Source organism: Robertmurraya sp. GLU-23, assembly GCF_052983275.1.
The window spans coordinates 124,996-146,769 of sequence record NZ_JBRKCV010000010.1; the positions used below are offsets into that span (position 1 = coordinate 124,996).

The following is a 21,774-nucleotide window of genomic DNA, read 5'->3' on the forward strand; positions in this document are numbered from 1 at the left end:
AAGGGAGCTCAGCTGCTCCCTTTTTCCTTTTTTATAGAAAAGCGGTTATTCGCAAGTAATTCGGTTAGTGTATTTGATCGCATTAGCTTTAAAACCCCAAAGTACACTAGTGCTCCAAGTGGAACCAGCATGGCCAACAATGTCCAATCATTCAACTGAATAAAGAAATCGATTTCTTTAAGGACCGCCACGATTCCAAGCATTATTCCTGTCGCCAAACCAAACTTTACAAATTCTTTGGTTAGATCATTTAAATGAAACCCTCCGGAAATACGGTTTAACGTTGTAAAGGTGAGAACCGAATACACCATACCCACAAATGAAGCAGATAAGGCCAGTCCCTCTGGACCCATCCATTTCGCAAACAAATAGTTAGATACAATATTTAATACAATAGAAAACAAGCCAATTCTCATAAAAGAACTACCCTTGCCCAATGTATAAAAACCTTTAGCCACAACGGCTTGTATACTATAAAAAAAGACGGAGCCCATATAAAACAAGGCGTATTCACTAGTAAGCATCGTAGTAGCAGGAGTAAAAGCCCCTCGCTCATAAACAATCCGCACGATTGGCTCAATCAGAATCATCATCCCTGCTACAGAAGGTGCAATAAGCAGAAACATTGTTCGAAGACCTTTTTCAATTCCACGATTAAATAAATTCATATCATTATTAGACATGGCTTTAGCCAATGAAGGATAAATAATGGTTGCAATCGTTACACCGAAAATAGCTTGAGGAATCGTAACCAGTCGAAATGCATAGTTTAAATTCGAAACAACACCTTCTCCCATCCTCGAAGCATACAGCATGTTCACCATCAAGTTTATTTGCCCTACTGCTATCGTTACTCCTACCGGTAAAAAGATGAGATAAAAGCGATTAATTTCCGACCAATGTGGGCTCTGGTTCCAAGCCATCATTTTATTGGGCTTTAAAACAATCACTTTTAGAACAAAGGACAGAACAGTACCTACCAAATATCCGATTGGTACAGAATAAATATCTAAAGTCCGGTAAAAGACTAACGCAAATAAAAGTGTGGTTAACACAACAATGGTTTGTGAAAAGGTAGAAAAGGAAAACTTCTTCTGTGTATCAAAGTATCCCTCATACACTGCATTTATCCCAACAAATATGATGGACAGAAAATACAGTACCATCGTCCACACAGAAATACTAAATCCATCAGGATACTGGCTGAATTCAGGGTATAACCATTTCACAAGGGTTGGCGAAATCCCAGCTCCTATCACAGCAACAATGATAGAGAACACAAATGTACCCTTTACGATATTCGTAAGATGGGAAAACCCTTGTCCCAAACGATCATACGAATAGTAACTAGGAAGAAACGCGTCCTTCATACCTGTTAACATAAACAAAATAATCGCATTCGGTATCGTCATGGAAGCAAAGTACGCATCAGCCTTATACGATGCTCCATAAAAACCAGAAATCACTAAGTCTCGAAACATACTAGAAAACTTTAATAGTATGGTGGAGAAAAGAAATAAAAAAACGGAGATTCGAAATTTAGACATCATTCAATTTCCTTCATTTTAATAGCTCTTTAACGCGTATAATAATTTAAAAATAATCGTATCTCTTTGATTCTGCCTATATAAAGGGGTATTCATGGTATAAAGGAAACGATTTATGAACGACTCCCTTTTATAAAGAAAATCCTCCACAAGCTTTCTTTGATCAGATGAAAGCTCGTCTTTAAATAAACGGTAAAACTCTTCTGCTTGCTTCGTAAACGGCTTTTCTTTTCCAGTTTTCTGAAAGTTTTTATAGCGTATCATCGCACTCTTTAGTTTATTGTTTGCCATTCCTAATGTATTTGAGGAGTGCTGACGATAAAGAAGATGCGACTCTTCATCGTAGACAGTTTTGCCAAATGCAGTAGCAAGCAAATAAAACCAAGCATCATGCATGGTTACTTTCTCTACATTCGGAACCCTTGACTTGAAAAGCTCAAGCATGGCACGATTAAACACAATCGTACAACCAGTAGCAATATTTTGAATTAGCGCATTTTCCAATCCTGTGCCTCTGGGTGGAATTTGTGAATGCTTTAAAAACTGAAGCTGGTCATCAACTAGATCCAATTTAGAAAAATAAAGGAGTGGAATTGAAGGATCTTCCTTCTCTAATAAGGAAATAGCTCTAGATAACTTCGAAGGCTTCCAATAGTCGTCCTGATCACAAAAAGCAAAAAAATCAGCATCAGCATGCTGAGCCAATTCAAAAAAGCTTGAAATGACCCCTACATTTTTTCCTTTAATTGATTTAATAGTAGAATGTTTTTCTTGAAAATCCTCTACTAAGTGGAAAGTTGAATCTTTTGATCCATCATCGCGGATTAATATGTTTATATTAGGGTAATCCTGTTTTATTAAGCTTTCTAGCTGTTCTTTAATATATTTCTCACCGTTATAGGTCGACAATAATATCTGGACTTTATTCACTTCATTAGCTCCTATCAACAAAATACGGTATTTGTCTACATTAGAAAAAGTATCAATCATTAATGATACAGGTTTCTACCCACTAAATCAAAGGATAAAAAAAGTACCCCATGTATAACTACAGGGTACTTCATAATTTTATCGTTCCTTACTGAGTTAGAATAGCACCTGGATAATAGAAATTTAAGATATCGCCATAACCATGTCCCATATCACCCATGTTCTTTGCACCATACTGACTCATTCCTACTGCATGTCCATAGCCGAGACCATTTACTGTTACATTTGAGCCATTGTCTACAACACTAGTAATCTGGTAACTCTTAAACAATGTACCTCCTAATATTGAGCGCATCGTTCCAATGCCAATATTTTCTCGAACCAGAGTGTGCTTTTTGATATCGCCAAGTAAAGCATTTTTAATTTGATTTCTAGCTTCTGGAGTAATGGCAGCATCTCCACCTAAGTAAAAAATGCTTGGTCTCACAGACAAGCTCTTCAACCAATTCGCCGGTTCTGTTGGAAATGCGTTTTGTCTAGTTAAGATAACCGGAGCATTATACTGAGCGGCTAATGCAGCTCCTGGTAACGCATCAATAAATACATCACCTCTCGCAACAAATACTTTACTTAAGTCATAGTTAAATGCTTTTGCAATAGCTACGCTTGTTTCGTATCTCGTTTCCCCTGAAATTCGGCTAATATTTCCTACACCAGCTGATCTTATTTGATTTATTACATTTTCAGACACAGCTTGGTTCCCACCAATTACAGTAACCTTGGAAACACCTCTGCTTCGAATGTATTCAGTCACTTCATTAGGTAGATAATTAGCTGGTGTTAATAGAATAGGAATCTCATTTTTAGCGGCATAAGAAGCAACAGATAAGGCATCTGGAGAATTTTCACTTCCACTAGTAATGATGATCTCTGATTTATTCGGAATGTAATACGCAATATTAGTTGCGGTACGGTATCTAGTGTCTCCTGCTATTCGCTGTACCTGGAAGCCGTTATTATTAAGCTTTTGGATAACTGAATCAGAAATGGCTGCAGGTCCACCCAATACATAAACCATTTTAGTGCTTAAATTTAAACTTTTAATCTTGTTCAAGACTACTTCAGGTAAGTCATTTGAAGTTGTTAAGAGTAAAGGTGAATTAATCCTTTTTGCAAAAACTGACCCAGTAAGGGCATCTAAAGGTATATCTCCACGACCTAAAACAACCGCATCAGATGTACTCCATCCATAATTTGCAATTGCAACACTAGTTTCATAGCGAGTTGCACCAGATAATGAAGTGGCGTAGTTATCAGGTAATTGACTTCCATCCCCTCTAACAAATGTTCCATCTGAATTTTTTACATAATAATCAACAAGAAGTGAACCAGTTGTACTTTTCCCACTACTATTCTGACCAAATATATTTAATTTTGGAACACCTACTACCTTAATATCTGCATTTGGATGAAGATTATTTCTAATATAGGTTTTAATATTATTAAGAACGGCTGTATCTCCAGCACTTTCGGAAACAGAATTCCACCAAGAACCAGGGTTTAATAGATCAAGGCTGGATGTATTGATCTGTTGCTTATTAATTGAAAGGCTCCAAGGAATCTTTGGATCATATGGATCGGGTTTTCCAGGTAAATAAGCAACTTGGCTTGTCCCCCAATAATTAGAGTTAGACTCTGTATGACCACCGTTACTAGAAGAATAAACTGCAGAAATTAATGCACTATTCGATCCATACCTTAGGACTTGGCCTGCTGTTTCGTCAACAGCTTGATTGGAATTTGTGTATGTGGAATTGTTCCAGAAGAACCCACCATATACTTGATACGTAATTGTATCATCAATTACATTATTGATGCGTGCAAGTGCATACGTTCTAGCAGCGACTGCTTGTGCTTTCAATGCGTCTTTATTCCAACCCGCATTCATTTCATATGGTACTACGCCTTTTAGATAGTCTTCTAATCCAATCTTGTTAATCGGTCGTATATAGCCGTTTTCGATTGTAAATTGGAAACTACCTAAATAATTTCTTTTATTAATAGAACTATAGGCAAAACCTTCAGGTGAGATTGTAAAAGAATTAGCCGATTTTATCAGCGTATTATCTTGGTAAAGATTTAATGTCCCATTTTGAAGGCGGACATAATAATTAATTCCCGCATACAAGCTTTGATTACTATCCCCATCTATAATGTATCTTCCAGATACATTTAAGGAGATACTCTGCTGGTTTCCCAAAAAATTCACTAGTTTTACAGATACAACACTACCGGCTCCAGCAGCCTTAGCATTTTCTTGAAAAAAGCTGAATTGTAAAACTAGGGTCAAAAGAACTAGTGTAATAATCGGTCTTTTCACCCAATCCCCTCCATATTTAATTTAGTTTCTCTACATAATAATACAGAAGTTGACAATTCGACACAATAGTTTCATAGAATTACTAAAAAATAGGAATATATTCCTAACAACAATTACTTTGTCTCTACCAATTTAAGAACTGACTTTGCAGAGTAACCTTGTTCTCCTGTAAGCTCAAATTCCTCTATAATCAGTCCTAACCCAGGAGCAAAGTAATTCTTATATATTGTATCCGCACCCTCTACTTCATTTGTCACTTTTTTAAAGAGAATAACACCAGTATATTTTCCACTTGGTACACTTACTGTTTGATCTGTGTCAACTAACTCCCAGCTTGACTCTCCATCTTTATAATAAATATCAATAGGGTTATTAACCTTTAGGTCAGTAAGGTAATTCTTATATGGATCCACAGGCTCTCTGTCTTCAAACACAAGTGAAATTTCCTTTTCAGTCCAACGATAAACTTGTACAGTAATCGCTTGTCCAATCCTCGTTACTTTCTGAATATATTCCTCATTTTCATAAACATATTCCTCGGTGTATGTTTGCGAATTATCTTCTTCGACTACAAACGTTTTTACGATTCCCACTTTGGGTCTGTACACTTCCATTCCAGATGGCTCTTCACTTTTTTGTACCTGTTCAGAATCATTACTCTCGCTGCTTACTTCTTTTCTTTCAGTAGTCTCCTCAGTGTCTATATCCTTTTTCTTATCTTCCTGCTTTGTAGTTGTATTTTCTTTAGAACAAGCTCCTAGGATAATCGAAATAAAAAGCACTACTAAAAATATTCTGATTCGCATTTTGATTTCTCCTTTTTGCAAATATAGCAAACTCCAATATGGAGTTTGCTATATTACGATTATTTTACTTTATTAACAAGGATGTTCTTCATAGTGTCAGACACAGCCATAGGCCCACCAACTACCTTTACTTGATTCACACTATTCTCCTCAACGTATTTAAATAGGAATGATTCTACATTCTTATTCAAAGTAGGTCCTACTAGGACAAGTGGAGCTTTATTTGCATAAGATAGTGGAGCAGCTGCTAATGCATCAGGGAAATTCATCCCTGTAGAGATGTTTATTGTATCTGATTTCATTTCCTCTTTAAAATAGAAGAGCATGTTAGCTAAAGTCTCAAATCTCGTAGCACCAGCTAGACGAACAACATTCTGTTGACTATTTTGTGATAGTATTTGACTCTCAATATTCCAAGGAAGTACCTCAACACCACCAAGAATAACAATCTTTTTCCCTCTCATGTAGTTTAAAGCAGCATCAGAGAGCTTGTCCTTTTCAGTAAGTACTATTCCCCAATTATTAGCGGCTGCAATTGGTGCAGCTGCAAGTGCATCTGGATAGCTTCTAGCAGATGCTACAAACACCCCATTTACATCTCCAAGCTTCTCGGTAATGCGATTGTTTGTTTCAATTCGAGTAGCACCTTGAATTCTCTCTACTTCTATACCCAAAGACTTTATCTTGTTTTCGATATCTGTAGAAATAGCTTGTGGTCCACCAAGGACAACCACTTTTCTAGCACCTAACCGTGTAAGCTCGTTTTGTACTTCATCTAAAAGATATCTCGAATTATTTAATAATATTGGTGCATTGTCATATCTAGAGGTTAAAGGTCCTGCTGATAAGGCATCAGCTGCGTCTTCACCAGTTGATAGGAGGACTACTTTTTGCTGCTTGTCGGCTGCGAACCCATTTGGATACAGCTCTTTAGAAACAGCAACAGATGTCGAATATCTTGTCTCGCCACTAACCTGTTTCTGATTGACGGATTTAGTTAACCCTTCTGGAAGGTTAGTCCAAAGAATTTCATTTGTATCTTTTCGAACTATTCTTGTGTTAACTTTATTACTCGCAAAACTCACGGCTTCATTAAAATCAAAGAATACGTTTTTCTCATTCGTATTTGTTTGCTGTACTTCATAGTTAGCAGAAAAGAAGTTAGACCAAACGGTATTTCCAGTAGCTTTATGAACTATTCTTGTATCAGCAGTTCCATTCGCATATCCTAGAGCTTGCTCGTATGTTGCAAAGCCTTTAAGTAGGCCAGTAGATTTATGGTAGACTTCATAATTACTGTTTTCCCATATAAAACTTTGACTGTCTTTATCAAAAATTTGTACAAAACCTGACAACTTAGATGCATAATTAATCGCATCAGTTTTAACCTTAAATGTTTCAACCTTTTGACCATCTTTATATACGTCAAAAGCTCTGAAATATTCAATGATCGAATTAGCTATTGACTGAGCAGCTCGATTTTGAAAATCAGCAGATATGATTCGACTTTCTTCATCTCGATTAGTCATATAGCCAAGCTCCAATAAAACAGCTGGCATTTGCGCATTTCGAATGACATAAAAACTTTGATCATTATGAATTTTACGATCTATCATCCCAAGATTACTAACGAATGGGCTATGAATGGATTGAGCCAAACGCTGATTGTCTTTTAAATATTTTATTTGTAGAGGGTCATGTGGCCAATCTGGCTGAAAATGATTCACCCCATCATAATAATAAGTCTCATACCCTTTAACAAATGGGCTTGTCGGAGAGGCATTATGATGTATCGAAACAAACACACTATTGTCGTTGTTGTTTTTTGCATAACCGTTTGCGATTTGCATACGACGTTCGAAATCTCCACCAGTACCACTAAGATATGTTGCAAAGTCTACATCAGCTTCTCTAGTCATTTTAACGGTAATACCAGAGCTTCTAAGATAGTCCCTTATTTTAAGTCCTACCGATAAATTCACATCTCTTTCACAGAGATCCTTAGGTGACTCCTTGGTGTATCCACACGTTCCTGTAAATCTACCGCCATGACCTGGGTCAATGACTAATACCTTTTCAGCAAATGCTGCCGTTGGGAATAATAGTACCACTAGAATAAATAATCCTAGTAGTCTAACAACCATACGATTCATGAGTGTGCCCCTTTCAATGTAGAAAATTTATAATTAAACATGAAAAACATGTAATAGTTTCACTAGTTTATTAGTTTGCCAGATGAGCTTTACTAATCGGGTTATTTTCAACCATATTAATTAAATCTGGAACAGATAAATAACCAATCGAATATCGTCCTTCCTCAGGTATATTCACCTTGTATGCGTACAGAGCATCAATTACTTTTTCGGGGTTTTGAGCTCTCACAACAAATCCTTCAACCTGATTATGGAGATAAGGAGAAATATAAAATCTTCCACCTGTAACCTTACCTTCTTCTAATAGCTTTTTAAGTGCTAATCCTGAGTTTCTATGATCCGAATGTGTTTCGAAAAATGAGAGTGTTCTATGTTCTGCAAATGGATACTTATTTTCATATTCACTAATGATAGATGAGATTGATTCTACAGTTAGCCCTTGATCAGGAAAATCATACACATGGATATTTTGAGAGTTAACTCCAAGCCTAGTAATAGAATCCATAAACTCTCTTACTCTTGCATTACCGAACTCTTCTGGGGTTAATTCAGGATATATATTCATTAAGCTTTGAAGAACTGCTGATGATCTACCATGGCTTAACAAAACAACCTGAACATTAAATCCTTTTGCTAGGTACGATTGTATACCTGCGCCTGTTGCCAACACTTCATCATCTGGATGAGGAATGTAAAAGATTACACTTTTTGATGTATCTGTAACCACGTATGCTAATTTTTGCGTAATGATTGTTTGAACATTGTTTGATAGTGCTGCTTCTCCACCAAGAATATATGAGTTAGAAAGTAAATAATGTTTTAATGTTTTAATCATGTAATCTGGTACCATATCTGGTTTAGAAAGAACTACTGGACTATTAGTTTTTGCACCTAACACAGCCCCAGAAAGTGCATCAGCAAAATTACCACCAGTTGCCACATATATGTTTGGAAATTCTTTATAAAAAGTGTCTAGAATTTTAGAAGACGTTTCATATCTATCTGCACCGCTTATTCTGGAAGCTTGAAGTTCTCCTTGAATCGCTGAACTAACTACTGCCTCTCCACCGATAATAAATCTTTCTTTCGCTCTAAGTGCAAACTGTTTTGAATTTTGAGTGAGTCCAGTTTGCTTCGTAAGAATAATCGGTGCTTTAGACACTGCTGCATAAGACCCGATCGAGAGTGCATCTGGGTAGTTATACCCATTAACAATAAAAGCTTTTTCATATATCCCAAGTCTATTAGCAATTGCTTCGGATGTCTCAAACCTAGTTTCTCCTGCAATTCTTTCAACATTAACTTGTATTTTTTCCCTTAAATAAGTTTCAACCTGATTTGAAACCGCATTTGGCCCACCAAGAATAATGACCTTTTTTGTATTGAGTCGTTTAATCTCATTTACTGTTTCTATCGGTATATGGGTAGGAATTGTTAATAGAATTGGCGCATTTAATTTATGTGCTAATGGTACACTAGCTAAAGCATCAGGGAAATCTAACCCCTGTGCCAATAACACAATATCCGAGCTACTCCACCCCTGTTGAGATATCTTCACTGCGGTTTCATACCTAGTCGCACCTGAAAGTCGAGAGGTTTCTGCTTTTACAGATACTACAGAGAATATTCCTAACGACACTATAAGAAGTGTTAATAATCTTACTTTTTTACTAATGCTTTTAAACACCTTTTTGCCCCCTATTATTTCTAACAATTTACTATTCTATCATAATTAATACTTTGCAACCAGATAATGTAATATACTTTTCACAAAAAAGAAAGCACCTTAATTTGGTGCTTTCTAATTTTCTACTACTTAATTTATCCCCATTTCTTCCAGTCTATTTGTAGGAATGGCAGCTTCACCACCAAGAATTGCGGCTGAAAGATTTGATACTCCACTTAGATAATTCGTAACGGAATCTTCTTTTCTACCTGGGTTAATTAGTATAATGGCAGCATTATTCTTAAGTGACAGCCCAGCTGCTGCCACCGCATCAGGATAATCCTCAGATGTCCGAGAGGTAGAAGTCCCTCTGACCAGAAGGAAAGCTGATGAAGTTGATTGGAAAGCCTTAATTGCATTTATGTTTGTTTCATACCTTGTTCCACCATAAATTCTATTTGTAGTCACTCCAAGACTATTAATAGTTTGTTCTATATGGCTACTTACAGCTTTTTCTCCTCCTAATATAGTCACTTTTTTTACAGACGAAGGTAGATTAACTGGAATGCTCTCTGTCCTAACGAGGTAGACTGGAATTTTTTTTGTTGCAGAAATGCTCGATGCAGAAAGCGCATCAGCAACTGTAATTCCATTGACAATAAGTGCCTCTGTACTCTCTAACAAGCCTGCTTCCTGATTTATTTTATAAGCAGTATCAAACCGATCATTTCCACTAATTCTCTGAGTAGCTATTCCTAGCTCTCTCAATTTGTTTTCAACTGTGTAAGATATCGCTGCTGGCCCCCCAAGAACATAGATTTTCGCAGCATTCAATCTTTTGATTTCATTGACAGTAATCGAATCTAACTGATTAGGGTATGTTAAGAGAATAGGTGCATCCTTAACCCCTACTAGTCCAGCTGCAGAAAGTGCATCCGCTGGATTATCAGCCCGAGCTAAAATAACCGTACGTTCTGAATGTGTAAGTCCATTTGGCCAACCTTCTTTAGAGACCTCAACAGCAGTACTTATTCTAGTTTGGCCAAAAATCCTTTTATTAGAAGAAGTGCTCACTGAAAACTTATACGGGTCTATAGACCAACGTAAGTTGTAATCAAAAATAGCAACCGAATAATGACCTGAGCTAGCAGTAAAGGTATAACTCTCACCTGAACCAATATCATGATTGTCAATAAATTCTTCCCATTGAATTTGTCCATTGGATTCTCTACGAACCCAAATGACAAAATCATGATCACGATGATTTTGAACACTTAACTCAAGAACCTTTTCACTTGCCACATCAAACTGAAACCAGTCAATATCGTCTGTAATCTGCAATGATTCTGAGTAAACTTGGTTAAAATTAATTTGCTTACCGTATCCAGGGTTATCACTTATTTCACCATTTAGATCAGGGAGATTGATAGAGAGGGCCTTGTACATATCGAACCTACCAAACCCAGTTGATTGGTTCCAATTTCCACCAGTTGACTTCTCTAATAGCCATTGTATTTGATTTGGACTAATACCAGGTTTTTCATTCAATAATAATGATGCTGCTCCGCTAACAATTGGTGCTGAAAAGGAAGTACCTGAAGGAGATTTATAGGTTTGATTGATTGTTGTGGTCAGGATACCCTCTCCAGGAGCCACAATATCCAATGCACTACCATAGTTAGAAAAAGAAGATTTGTTTCCTTGTACATTGACACTCCCTACACTTATGACAAATGGATATGCTGCAGGATAGCTAACTGATCCCCCTTCGTTTCCAGACGAGGCAACTAACGTAATTCCTTTAGAGTAAGCAGTTAAAAGCGCATCGTATTCGGCTTCATTTCCTTGGGTTGATCCGTAGCTCATATTAATCACATTAGCTCCGCTATCAATCGCATAATATATACCGTTTATAACATTAATTAGTTGAATTTCGCCCCCATCACTAACTTTAATTGGGATTATCTTTACTCTTGGATTTATACCTGATATTCCTACTTCGTTATTTGTTTGAGCAGCAATAATCCCCGCTACATTAGTTCCATGACCAAATGTATCAGTAAAATTCGTATTCTTGGAAGCAAAATTATAGCCGGTCATCAGCTGATTTGCCAAATCCGGATGATTTGGGTCCACACCAGAATCAATGACTGCCACCTTTACCTGCTGGGTTCCTTTAATTACCGACCAGGAGCTAGCTATATTTGTAGAAGATAGGTACCATTGCTGAGAAAATAAAGGGTCATTAGGTGTTTCCTTTTGTTCAACTAGGTAGTTAGGTACGACATATTCAACATTCGGATTCTTTATTAGCTCCTCTATTTTCTTTTCAAAGTTTTCGTTTGGAGAAACATGAACCAATATATATCCTTTTGCAGCTAATCTATTTGTTGTAGCTTGTTGGGTTAACCCTTCATATGCTTTAATCACGTCACCCGACTTTAGTTTTATAATAAGTTGACGATTATGAACATCTGGCTCATTTAATAATGATTTAGTTTCGTTTTTATTTTCCTTTATATAATTATATTTCTCAAGATTCACTTCTTCAGCATTTACCTTATAGGACGTTACTCCCAAACACAGAAAGATCAAAAAAGTGAATAAAGAAGGAGTGATTATTATACGGCAAACTTTTTGCATCCAAAATCCCCCTAGCCTATTGATCTCTTATTCTTCTTTTTTGTAAAACTAGTAAAATACACGAAAATACCTTTTAAAACTAGAAAAAGGAAAAAGAATAACAAAAACCCCCAAATACTGATTATTGCATCATCGAAGCTCATTTCTCCTCTACCAGTTACCTTCTGCTGAATTTCAATAGCAAAGACGATAACGAGAAGAACAGTAAATGTGTAGAAAAACGACAAAGCAGTAATACTATACTTAGAAATAACCTTAAAAACGGCATGTACAACAGCAAAACATATGATTCCAATTATTCCAAAAACCCACAAATGAAGGTCTTTATCAGTTAAATTCCAACCTAAGCTTTCTGTAATATCCATTAATAAGTCATGTATTCCATTCACAAATTCAGCGATTAATATGATAATCTCTTTCATAACATCCCTACTTCACACTTTTTTTCATTTTATTGTAACTTTTTAGTCAGAGCAACGTCCATTTATTAGAAATTGTAAAAACTAGTCTAATTTTATCATTTTTTGTGGTATTCTATTATTGCTGATTTTATTTAGGAGGAGAAAAAATGAGCTCACGTTTAGATAAAAAGACAAAGAAAAAGAAAAAAACATGGGTAAAAGTACTAATTGGAACTTTTCTTTTATTATTTATTGCAGTTGGTGCCTATGCCTTCACAGTATATAACTCACTAACCAATGCGGTTGAAACCATGCACGCTCCTATTAATCGAGAAAAATCGGAGAAGCGTGTAGAAGAGGTTGAACTAGAAAAAGCACAACCATTTTCTGTTTTACTTTTAGGGGTTGATGAAAGAGCAGGGGATAGAGGTCGTTCAGACTCTATTATAGTTTTGACTGTAAACCCTACAACAAACTCTGTAAAGATGCTTAGTATCCCTCGTGATACAAGAACTGAAATCATAGGAAAAGGTACACAAGACAAAATCAACCATGCATATGCTTTCGGTGGTGTAGAAATGTCTATTGCAACGGTTGAAAATTTCTTAGATATTCCTATTGATTATTATGTCCAAATTAATATGGAAGGTTTTAAAGATATTGTAGATGCAGTTGGTGGAGTTACGGTAGATAACGATCTTGATTTTACTTACGAAGGCACTTCTTTCCCTAAAGGGCAACTAACTCTTAATGGCGAAAAAGCACTTAAGTATTCTAGAATGCGTTACGAGGATCCTCGTGGTGACTTTGGTAGACAATTAAGACAAAGACAAGTAATTAAGGCAATTATTGATGAAGGTGCTAGTTTGAGTAGCTTAACAAACTTCGGAGACATCTTTCAGGCACTAGGAACAAATGTAAAAACTGATCTCGCTTTTGATCAAATGGTTACCATCCAAAGTAAATATCGTTCAGCAAGTAAAGAAATAGAACAGATAACCATCGCGGGTCAAGGTGGTAAAATAGATGGAATTTATTATTTAAATGTACCGCAAGAAGAGAAGGACCGATTACAAGGTATTTTAAAACAGCATTTAGAGATTAACTAACTGTTAACCCTGGTTGTAAATATGCAATCAGGGTCTTATTTAGATACCTTAAAAATGGAATGGTCTTCCGTTATAATACTTTTGATTAAGAAATCCAAAAAGCATGTCCTAACAAATGGACATGCTTTAAAATTTAACTTTTTACCGTATTCTTTATATGTTCAAGGATTCTCTCCCACTCTAATTCTAAACGGAAAATATCCTCTTTAAGCAACTCAGTTCCAGTTTGGACCTCAATAATATCTAAGTCTGTTGTTGCTTTAATTGCGTGTTTTATACCAATAGGAATTTCAATGACATCACCAGCAGAGATATATTTCACTTGACCATCTAGTATAACTTCTCCTGTCCCATTCAAAACCGTCCACATTTCTTTGCGTTTATCATGGAATTGGTAACTTAAGTTTTTCCCCGCTTGTATCCGAATCTTTTTTGTGAGTACTTCTATCCCAGCTTCAAATTGAGTATGATCGAGAACTTTATATTCTCCCCACCTTCTCTCTTCAGCCATTGGTCTTTGCTCGAAATCAGTTATTAGTTCTTTTAATTTTGGACTTGCTGCTTTTTCAGTTACCAAAATACCATCTGGAGAAGCTGCCACTAAAAGATTTGATACGCCAAGAAGCGCTACTGGGATATCCAACTCATTAATCAAGTGAGAGCCTGAACTATCATCACTAATTTTCCCTTTACCAATCATGTTTGATCCCATTTCTTCAGTTAAGGTATTCCAAGTACCTAAATCTTTCCAATAGCCATCATATGGTACAGCAACAATTTTATTAGCTTTTTCTACAACTTCATAATCAAAACTATTTTTCGGAAGGTCCTTATACCTTAATAATAATTCTGAATAGACTAATGGTAATCCAAGGTTTTCCACCATGTTAATCAAATACTCAAGTTTAAAAGCAAACACTCCGCAGTTCCAAAGAGCACTTTCCTTGATTAGTTTCTTAGCAGCCTCTTCGGATGGTTTTTCCGTAAAATGACTAACTGTAAAAAAGGATTGAGAGGGATCTAATTCCTTTGGCACAATGTATCCATATTTTGAGGATGGATAAGTTGGTGTTACACCCATTAACGCAAGGTCAGTGTTAGATTCCTGAACTACCTTCTCTAAAGTAGATACCACTTCAAAAAATCTATTTTCTACGAAAGGGTCTACTGGTAGAACTGCAATAACCTCATCCAACTTACACTTTAATTCAGAATATAAGTAAACAGCAGATAGTGCGATTGCAGGGAATGTATCCCGTCTTTCGGGTTCAATAACAATAGGGACATCCTCACCTAATTGCGAATATATCATCTCAACCTGAGACTTACTCGTAGCAATAACAGCAGATTCATGTAATTGAACAGAACGAAGTTGTTCATACACTCTTTGAACCATTGAAACGTATTCTCCATTTTTACCCTCTAGAATTTTTAAAAACTGCTTTGAACGTGCATCATTAGATAACGGCCAAAGTCTTTTACCGGAACCACCAGAAAGAAGTACTAATCTCAAAATTTATTTCCCCCTACGATTTATACGTTATGAGCTTTAATTAATATTAATTTGCCCATTTTTTTATCTAATATATGGATAATTTTTTGAAGTTAGACTGAGAGGTACGAATAATTTTTCATGCCTTTTTCGCACTATGTTTAAAATGGTAAAATACCAAACCTGCAAAGTAGGAAAAGTAAGTGCCCGCAATCCCACTAGGTAGAACATGACCACCAAAGGTTGAATACACGGCACCGATTATAAACGCAATAAGTATAATCTGCTTCTCACCAACAGAGTTTCTTATATCATTTAAAGAGATATTACAGATCGAAATATATATGGCCATATATAAGATAAATACAAATATCCCATTATAAAAGAATATGGATAGCGGATCAAACTCTACAAATGCATCATATCCAACTTTCTCACTGATTAACTTCTGCCCTTTGTTAAATGTAGAACCAATAAATATATAAATAGGATTATCAGCTAATACCTCGAACATCGGTTGAACAGCTTTGTTTCGTCCACTCAATAAAAATGTAATAAAGTTTGAACTACTGAATAGAAAATGCAGTTGATAATTCACCCAACTTACAAGTGTTTCCCAAAAGAACCACAAGAAGGAGGATATAACTGCAATAGCTGATACCAAAATTTTTATCGCATTTTTTAAAAAAATTTCTTTTAACTTCAATTGATCTTTAGTAATGAATAATACCGCTATAAAGCTTCCTAAAATAAATATCATACCGCTCTTAGTACCCAGAAGAATAGATGCAAATAATGTTACTAACACGTTTGCAGATCTGGGTATACGGTGATCTCTATTGTGAATTAAACTATACAATGCAATTGGAAAACACATTGAAATAACTGCAGTAATGTCGTTTTGCCCAAGAAAAAATCCCTTAAATCCAACTCCTTGTCCACCATAGGTGTTAAACCCTGAGTTTGTTAAAGCAGAAAATAGTATAACAAAGGAAATAAAGCCAACAACCACTTCGATATACTTTATCGATTTGTTTACAAAAGTGTCTGTAAGTCTTGGGAGGGCAACAATAAATAAAACAGTAAGTACTAAGGTGTTAAGAATTCTAAGATTCCAGATCATCTGGTCTATAACTGAATCTCCAAAAAGAATAAAATCTATAATCGTTGTTAAAGACATAGTCCCTATAAGTAAACCCAAATAATATAGGTATTTTTTAGAATATAAATAGATTACCACAAGAGATATAAACATAAAGATGGGTCTAATCAACTGGCCCGGCGAAAAAGAAAAACCAGCTAACAATCCATTTAACAAATCAATAAAAGGGGTAGCAATTAAAATAATTGAAATGAGATTTACAAGGTATTTTTCTTCTTTATCTTTTATTCGCATTGTTAGTTTTTCAACTATTTTAACCATACCAGCTTTAGTTTTCATGCTAGCTCCTTCTTCTATTTTTATTGAAAATTTCTTTTAATACCATCAATAAGAATTGACTATCTTCAACAAGGTATCTTTTCCATAGTCGTTTAGGTTCTTGCATAAGTCTCCAAAACCATTCTAGTCCAGCCTTCTGCATAAAGACAGGAGCTCTTCGAACATTTCCAGCTAGAAAGTCTATTGTTGCTCCAATACCAAGGGACACCGGAACATTAAGCTCTTGATAATGCTCATAAATCCACTTTTCTTGCTTAGGTGCTCCAACCCCTACAAAAAGAATGTCTGGTTTTTTGGCCTTAATATCATTAATAATTTCATTTATTTCATCTGGTTTCTTCTCAAAACCATAAGTTGGTGAATATGTTCCAACAATCTGCATTTGTGGATAATCCTTAAGAAGGTTTTCTTTTGCCTTTGAAGCAACACCAGGACCCGCCCCTAAAAAATATAGCTTGTAACGTTTATCTTCAAAGTGTTCCGCCAGATTAGGGATAATATCGGAACCTGATACCTTTTCTTTTAATGGCGTTCCCAATAGCTTTGATGCCCAAATAATTGGAACACCATCAGCCACTACCAAGTCTGCTTGATTATATACCTTAGAGAATTCCTCATCGGATTGTAGTTTCATTATATGGTCTACATTGCACGTTACAATATATGATGGACTTTTCTTAGCGATTTGATTATCCATAAATAGTTGGAGATCTTTAAAATCATAGTTGTCAAAAGCAACACCAAACATGTTTATTTTTTTCATTTATTTCTCCTTTGGAATATTCAATTAATAAGCATCTTTGGATCCTAGTAGGACTTTAAAGGTTTTTAAAGTAATCCATAAATCAAACCAGATAGATCTTTTTCGTATATACGTTAAATCTAATGAAACCATCTCTTCAAACCCCAATGAGCTTCGACCACTAACCTGCCATAATCCCGTACATCCCGGTGTAACAAGTAGACGTTGCTTATGGTAATCATTGTATTCGCTAACTTCACTAACCAATGGTGGTCTTGGACCAACAATACTCATATCTCCTACCAATACATTCCATAATTGAGGCAGTTCATCAATACTCGTCTTCCTAATAAACCTACCAATTTTAGTGACTCTTGGATCATTTTTCATTTTAAACATTGCACCAGTAGATTCATTTTTATCCATTAGATTTTGCAAAAGTTCTTCTGCATTTGATACCATCGATCTAAACTTATACATATAAAATGTATTTCCATTTTTACCAACACGCTGTTGTTTAAAGATTACACTCCCTTTAGGGTCTTCAAACTTAATGCATAAGGCAACAATAAAGAACACAGGTAAAAGGAGAATAATCCCTATTAAACTACCAAAAATATCCATAGTACGTTTAGCAAATGAATACTTTACATTCTCTTCAAATAACAATATATCACTACTATAATTAACCGTCGGCTGTTTTATAGTCGCGTTTTCTAAAGTAGGCATTCTATCACCTGAGCCTTTCACTTAAAATATTAATCTATAATTATTTCACTTAAGAAGCATATTCATAGATGAATTATTTTCATAAAATAATGCCTCTGAATATTCAGTGGCACATTTAATATCATAACAAATCTTCGTTCATTTTTTTAGGTATTCTTCAAAAATAATTTTGGAAACTTTTTTCCAAGAAAAGAATTTACTTCTTTCTAAACCTTTATTTCGAAGCTCATCCCTTATAGCACCGTTAAAAACGAATTTTTCTAACAATTCAATTAGCTCATCTTGTTTGTAGGGATTAAAGTATAATGCCGCATTTCCTCCAACCTCAGGTAAGGAAGATGAATCCGAAATGATTACCGGTGTTCCACACGCCATTGATTCAAGAACCGGCAAACCAAATCCTTCATAAATGGATGGATAGACAAAACAACTGGCCAATGTGTATAGTGAAACCAAATCCTCATCAGAAACATAACCTGTAAATAAGATACTATCTCCTACATGGCTGTTCTCAATAATTTCTTTGATTTCAGCTGAACCCCAGGCAGCTCTTCCGGTAATCACAAGCTTATAGTCATTATTGAATCTTTTTTTAAACTCAATAAAACTTTTGATTAAGAAAATCAAGTTTTTCCTAGGTTCAATACTTCCAACCGTTAAGAAATACCTTTCAGGTAACTTGTATGTAACTTTCACCTCATTAAGCAGATCTTCATCAGTTTCAGGTTTAAAGTTTGAGGAAATGGAAAGTCCCGAATTTACAAGTTTATTTTTTAAACTAGGAAAGACATCAAGAATATTTGATACAGATGCCTCTGAGACAGTAAAGATAGTTTTTGATTTTTTGATTCCTAAATTACTTAAAGGCTTCATATAGAGTTTATTTTTCAATGAAAGTGTTTCTGGAAATTTCCACATGGTCGCATCATGAACGGTAAAATGTGTTCCTTTATTAAATAGAAATAAAGGCGGTGGAAATGCCGGAAAATGAATGACCTCGGGCTTGTACGTTAGATTTATATATGGAATCCAAAATTGCTCACAAAACAACTGAGAATTCAAAGGACATACTAATGGCGTGTACCCCTTTATGTCCTTTAAATAAGAAGGTACTTCTTTTCTAAATAAAATATATAACTCATTTTCCTTAGGATCATTTAACCTGATAATATTTAATACAAGGTTCTTAGTATAATTCTCTATACCCGTAATAGTCCTTGCAAGACTTGTTGCATCAATCATTATCTTCATTATTATTCCTCTATTTCAATAGTAAGTCCTCAGTCTGGCTTATGACTTCCCTCGCCTGAAACTTATCTACAGTATTTGTAGGGATGGATATCGGATGACCAATGATTTGAGCTGCATAATTAGAAATCTCATCTATAATTAATTCATCCTCTTGTTGATCCACTAAATATCCGTTTACTCCATTTTGCAAGTACTCCTTTATATCTCCAACATTGGTAGCTATTACTGGAACACCCGAGCTTATAGACTCTAATGCTGACATACATATTCCTTCAAATGAAGAACAAACAATAGAAAGGTCAGCGCAATTGACTAATTCTACCAAGTCATTTCCATGCTTGATATGATCAATAAATACTGTATCGGAAAGCAGATTCATGTCATTAAGACTCTCCATAAGTTCCTGCTTTGCCCCTCCTGTCCCAACAACCAAAAGTTTTGTGGTTGGATGGATAATTTTTACTTTTTTCAAAATCTCCGGTAACAAATAGACTCTTTTGGGATTATTTTCTATACGCCCAAAAAACATCATTACGTGATCATTGGAATTAAATCCAAATCTTTTACGTGGTTCAGATTTATCCATCGGCTTAAATAGATCCATATTTACTGGTACAAGTGTATAGAATATCTTATCTTTATATTTACTATATTTCCTCTTATAATACGGTACTCCATAGTCATTATGGTTATTAAGTATAAAAACCTTTGTTGACCGTTTAATACTTATTTTTTCAAGTAGTAGATACACTTTTGCAATATACTTTCCCCAGAACATCGTTGCGTACCTTCCTGAACCATGGATGGCCATAACAACCTGTTTTCGTGGAAATAGTAGTGTAAAAGGCAGTACATACTCCATCCTTTGAGCATAAATAACTTTTATACTTCTCCAAAAATTAATGTTAAATAAAATGAACACAATAAGATGGATAAAATAGAAAACAGAGATAGGTTTTCTGTTGGAAAAATTAATTGGAATATACGTATATTCTTTACCACCTATATCTCTTTTTTCTTTTTCCCAAAGCTTAGTACCCGATTCTTTATTTTCAGTCCCCAATAAGAAAACTTCACTTTGTGAATGCTGAATAAACTGAGAGACATATTCTGCAATTCCACCAGGTGATACATCAGCGAGGTTACCTGAAAATAAGATAACTATTTTATCTTTAAGCACATCTATCATCTCCCTACTATAAAGCATGGTTAGCTTTCACCTTTAAGTTAAGCGAACCCAAAAAGAATCGGGTTAAACAGAAGTTACTTAGAAATAAAATTCTTTCCTGTGCCCATATTGATTTCCTTTTTCTCTAAAACTTCACTTAAGAAGTCTAGGATATCTTGTTGTAATTCCTCATTTTTTAAGGCAAATTCAATTGTTGTTTTTATAAAGCCGAGCTTTTCTCCAACATCATAACGGGTACCCTCAAAGTCATATGCATATACATCCTGGACATTATTTAACCTTTGAATCGCATCAGTTAACTGAATTTCTCCGCCCGCTCCTACATTTTGCTCTTCTAAGAACGTAAATATTTCAGGGGTTAGAATATATCTTCCCATGATAGCTAGATTTGATGGGGCTGTCCCTTGTTCAGGTTTTTCAACAAAAGCACCTACTTTATACATACGACCATTCTGCTCAGTTGGGTCGATAATTCCATATCTATGTGTTTCTTCATCTTCAACCCTTTGGATACCAATAACTGATGAAGATGTAGAATCATACTGATTAATAAGTTGTTTAAGTGCTGGAACACTACCCGAAGTAATATCATCACCTAACAATACCGCAAAAGGTTCATTACCAATAAAACTTCTAGCACACCAAACCGCATGACCTAGCCCTTTTGGCTCTTGCTGTCGAATATAGTGTATATTAGCTAAATTTGAAGGCTCTATTACTTTTTCCAACAAATCAAGTTTTCCTTTTTCCACAAGATTGCTTTCTAATTCATAAGCATTGTCGAAATGATCTTCAATCGCTCGTTTTCCTTTTCCTGTTACTATTATAATATCTTCGATTCCTGAATTAACTGCTTCCTCAATAATATATTGGATCGTCGGTTTATCAACGATTGGTAGCATTTCCTTGGGCATTGCTTTTGTAGCAGGTAGAAATCTTGTTCCTAATCCTGCTGCAGGAATAATAGCTTTTTTTATCTTTTGCAATTGTGTTCCTCCTTAAATTATATAAAGTTATGGAATAGCACTCATATCAAAAAACATAGTAGCACAATCGAATGAGGAATATTGTAACTTTTTGTCGAAAACACTTTTATTATGTAATATAACGTAAAATTCCCCTTTATTTTGTCATACATCATACAATTTTACTATTATAGATACTAAAAAACCACACTATTGTCAAAAACCATCTGAAATATTATTATCACCTTTTATTATTTAATCTATTAGTTTCAGTTCAATATTTCTAATATCCCGGTAGCGAACAGAAAAAGAACCCGTGGACAACCACAA

General features: G+C 35.3%; 16 protein-coding genes. 1 reads left to right on the forward strand and 15 read right to left on the reverse strand.

The features are described from left to right. Positions 1-8: 8 nt before the first annotated feature. The 8 genes from murJ to ACVBAX_RS16300 form a co-directional block, all read right to left on the reverse strand. Positions 9-1,550, reverse strand: a complete 1,542-nt coding sequence (murJ, locus tag ACVBAX_RS16265) for a murein biosynthesis integral membrane protein MurJ (RefSeq protein ID WP_447117940.1) — start codon at positions 1,548-1,550, stop codon at positions 9-11. 15 nt (positions 1,551-1,565) lie between these two features. After that, a complete protein-coding gene (locus ACVBAX_RS16270; protein ID WP_447117941.1) occupies positions 1,566-2,477 on the reverse strand; it encodes a glycosyltransferase family 2 protein in 912 nt (303 codons plus the stop codon). 148 nt (positions 2,478-2,625) lie between these two features. Beyond that, the gene (locus tag ACVBAX_RS16275) at positions 2,626-4,857 is read right to left on the reverse strand and encodes a SpoIID/LytB domain-containing protein (RefSeq protein ID WP_447117942.1); all 2,232 of its coding nucleotides are present in this window, start codon (positions 4,855-4,857) and stop codon (positions 2,626-2,628) included. 113 nt (positions 4,858-4,970) lie between these two features. Next, positions 4,971-5,663: a hypothetical protein gene (locus ACVBAX_RS16280; protein WP_447117943.1), complete on the reverse strand. Its 693-nt coding sequence runs from the start codon at positions 5,661-5,663 to the stop codon at positions 4,971-4,973. Positions 5,664-5,722: 59 nt separating this feature from the next. After that, positions 5,723-7,816 (reverse strand): cell wall-binding repeat-containing protein, encoded by a 2,094-nt coding sequence (locus tag ACVBAX_RS16285; protein WP_447117944.1) that lies wholly within the window; start codon positions 7,814-7,816, stop codon positions 5,723-5,725. A 70-nt stretch (positions 7,817-7,886) separates the two neighbouring features. Next, entirely contained in the window at positions 7,887-9,503 is a 1,617-nt protein-coding gene (locus ACVBAX_RS16290; RefSeq protein ID WP_447117945.1) for a cell wall-binding repeat-containing protein, read from the reverse strand. 129 nt (positions 9,504-9,632) lie between these two features. Further along, on the reverse strand, positions 9,633-12,125 hold the full coding sequence (locus ACVBAX_RS16295; RefSeq protein WP_447117946.1) for a S8 family serine peptidase: 2,493 nt from the start codon (positions 12,123-12,125) through the stop codon (positions 9,633-9,635). A gap of 11 nt (positions 12,126-12,136) precedes the next feature. Continuing rightward, positions 12,137-12,547: a hypothetical protein gene (locus ACVBAX_RS16300; RefSeq protein ID WP_447117947.1), complete on the reverse strand. Its 411-nt coding sequence runs from the start codon at positions 12,545-12,547 to the stop codon at positions 12,137-12,139. Between the two features lie 146 nt (positions 12,548-12,693). On the opposite strand from ACVBAX_RS16300, the gene tagU reads away from it, so the two are divergent. Further along, positions 12,694-13,635: a polyisoprenyl-teichoic acid--peptidoglycan teichoic acid transferase TagU gene (gene tagU / locus ACVBAX_RS16305; protein WP_447117948.1), complete on the forward strand. Its 942-nt coding sequence runs from the start codon at positions 12,694-12,696 to the stop codon at positions 13,633-13,635. Between the two features lie 133 nt (positions 13,636-13,768). Here tagU and ACVBAX_RS16310 read toward each other — a convergent pair whose 3' ends face one another. From ACVBAX_RS16310 to galU, 7 genes are all read right to left on the reverse strand, one after another. Further along, positions 13,769-15,148: a sugar phosphate nucleotidyltransferase gene (locus tag ACVBAX_RS16310; protein ID WP_447117949.1), complete on the reverse strand. Its 1,380-nt coding sequence runs from the start codon at positions 15,146-15,148 to the stop codon at positions 13,769-13,771. Positions 15,149-15,266: 118 nt separating this feature from the next. Continuing rightward, positions 15,267-16,568, reverse strand: coding sequence for an O-antigen ligase family protein (locus ACVBAX_RS16315; RefSeq protein ID WP_447117950.1), 1,302 nt, complete (start codon positions 16,566-16,568; stop codon positions 15,267-15,269). Position 16,569: 1 nt separating this feature from the next. Continuing rightward, complete coding sequence (locus ACVBAX_RS16320; protein ID WP_447117951.1) at positions 16,570-17,331, reverse strand: WecB/TagA/CpsF family glycosyltransferase; 762 nt, start codon at positions 17,329-17,331, stop codon at positions 16,570-16,572. A gap of 24 nt (positions 17,332-17,355) precedes the next feature. Continuing rightward, positions 17,356-18,039, reverse strand: coding sequence for a sugar transferase (locus ACVBAX_RS16325; protein WP_447117952.1), 684 nt, complete (start codon positions 18,037-18,039; stop codon positions 17,356-17,358). 138 nt (positions 18,040-18,177) lie between these two features. Continuing rightward, positions 18,178-19,290, reverse strand: coding sequence for a glycosyltransferase family 4 protein (locus tag ACVBAX_RS16330; RefSeq protein WP_447117953.1), 1,113 nt, complete (start codon positions 19,288-19,290; stop codon positions 18,178-18,180). Between the two features lie 10 nt (positions 19,291-19,300). Beyond that, positions 19,301-20,470, reverse strand: a complete 1,170-nt coding sequence (locus ACVBAX_RS16335; protein ID WP_447117954.1) for a glycosyltransferase — start codon at positions 20,468-20,470, stop codon at positions 19,301-19,303. 83 nt (positions 20,471-20,553) lie between these two features. Then, positions 20,554-21,465 carry a UTP--glucose-1-phosphate uridylyltransferase GalU gene (gene galU, locus ACVBAX_RS16340; protein WP_447117955.1) on the reverse strand — a complete coding sequence of 304 codons (912 nt, stop codon included), beginning with the start codon at positions 21,463-21,465 and terminating at the stop codon, positions 20,554-20,556. Positions 21,466-21,774: the final 309 nt, after the last annotated feature.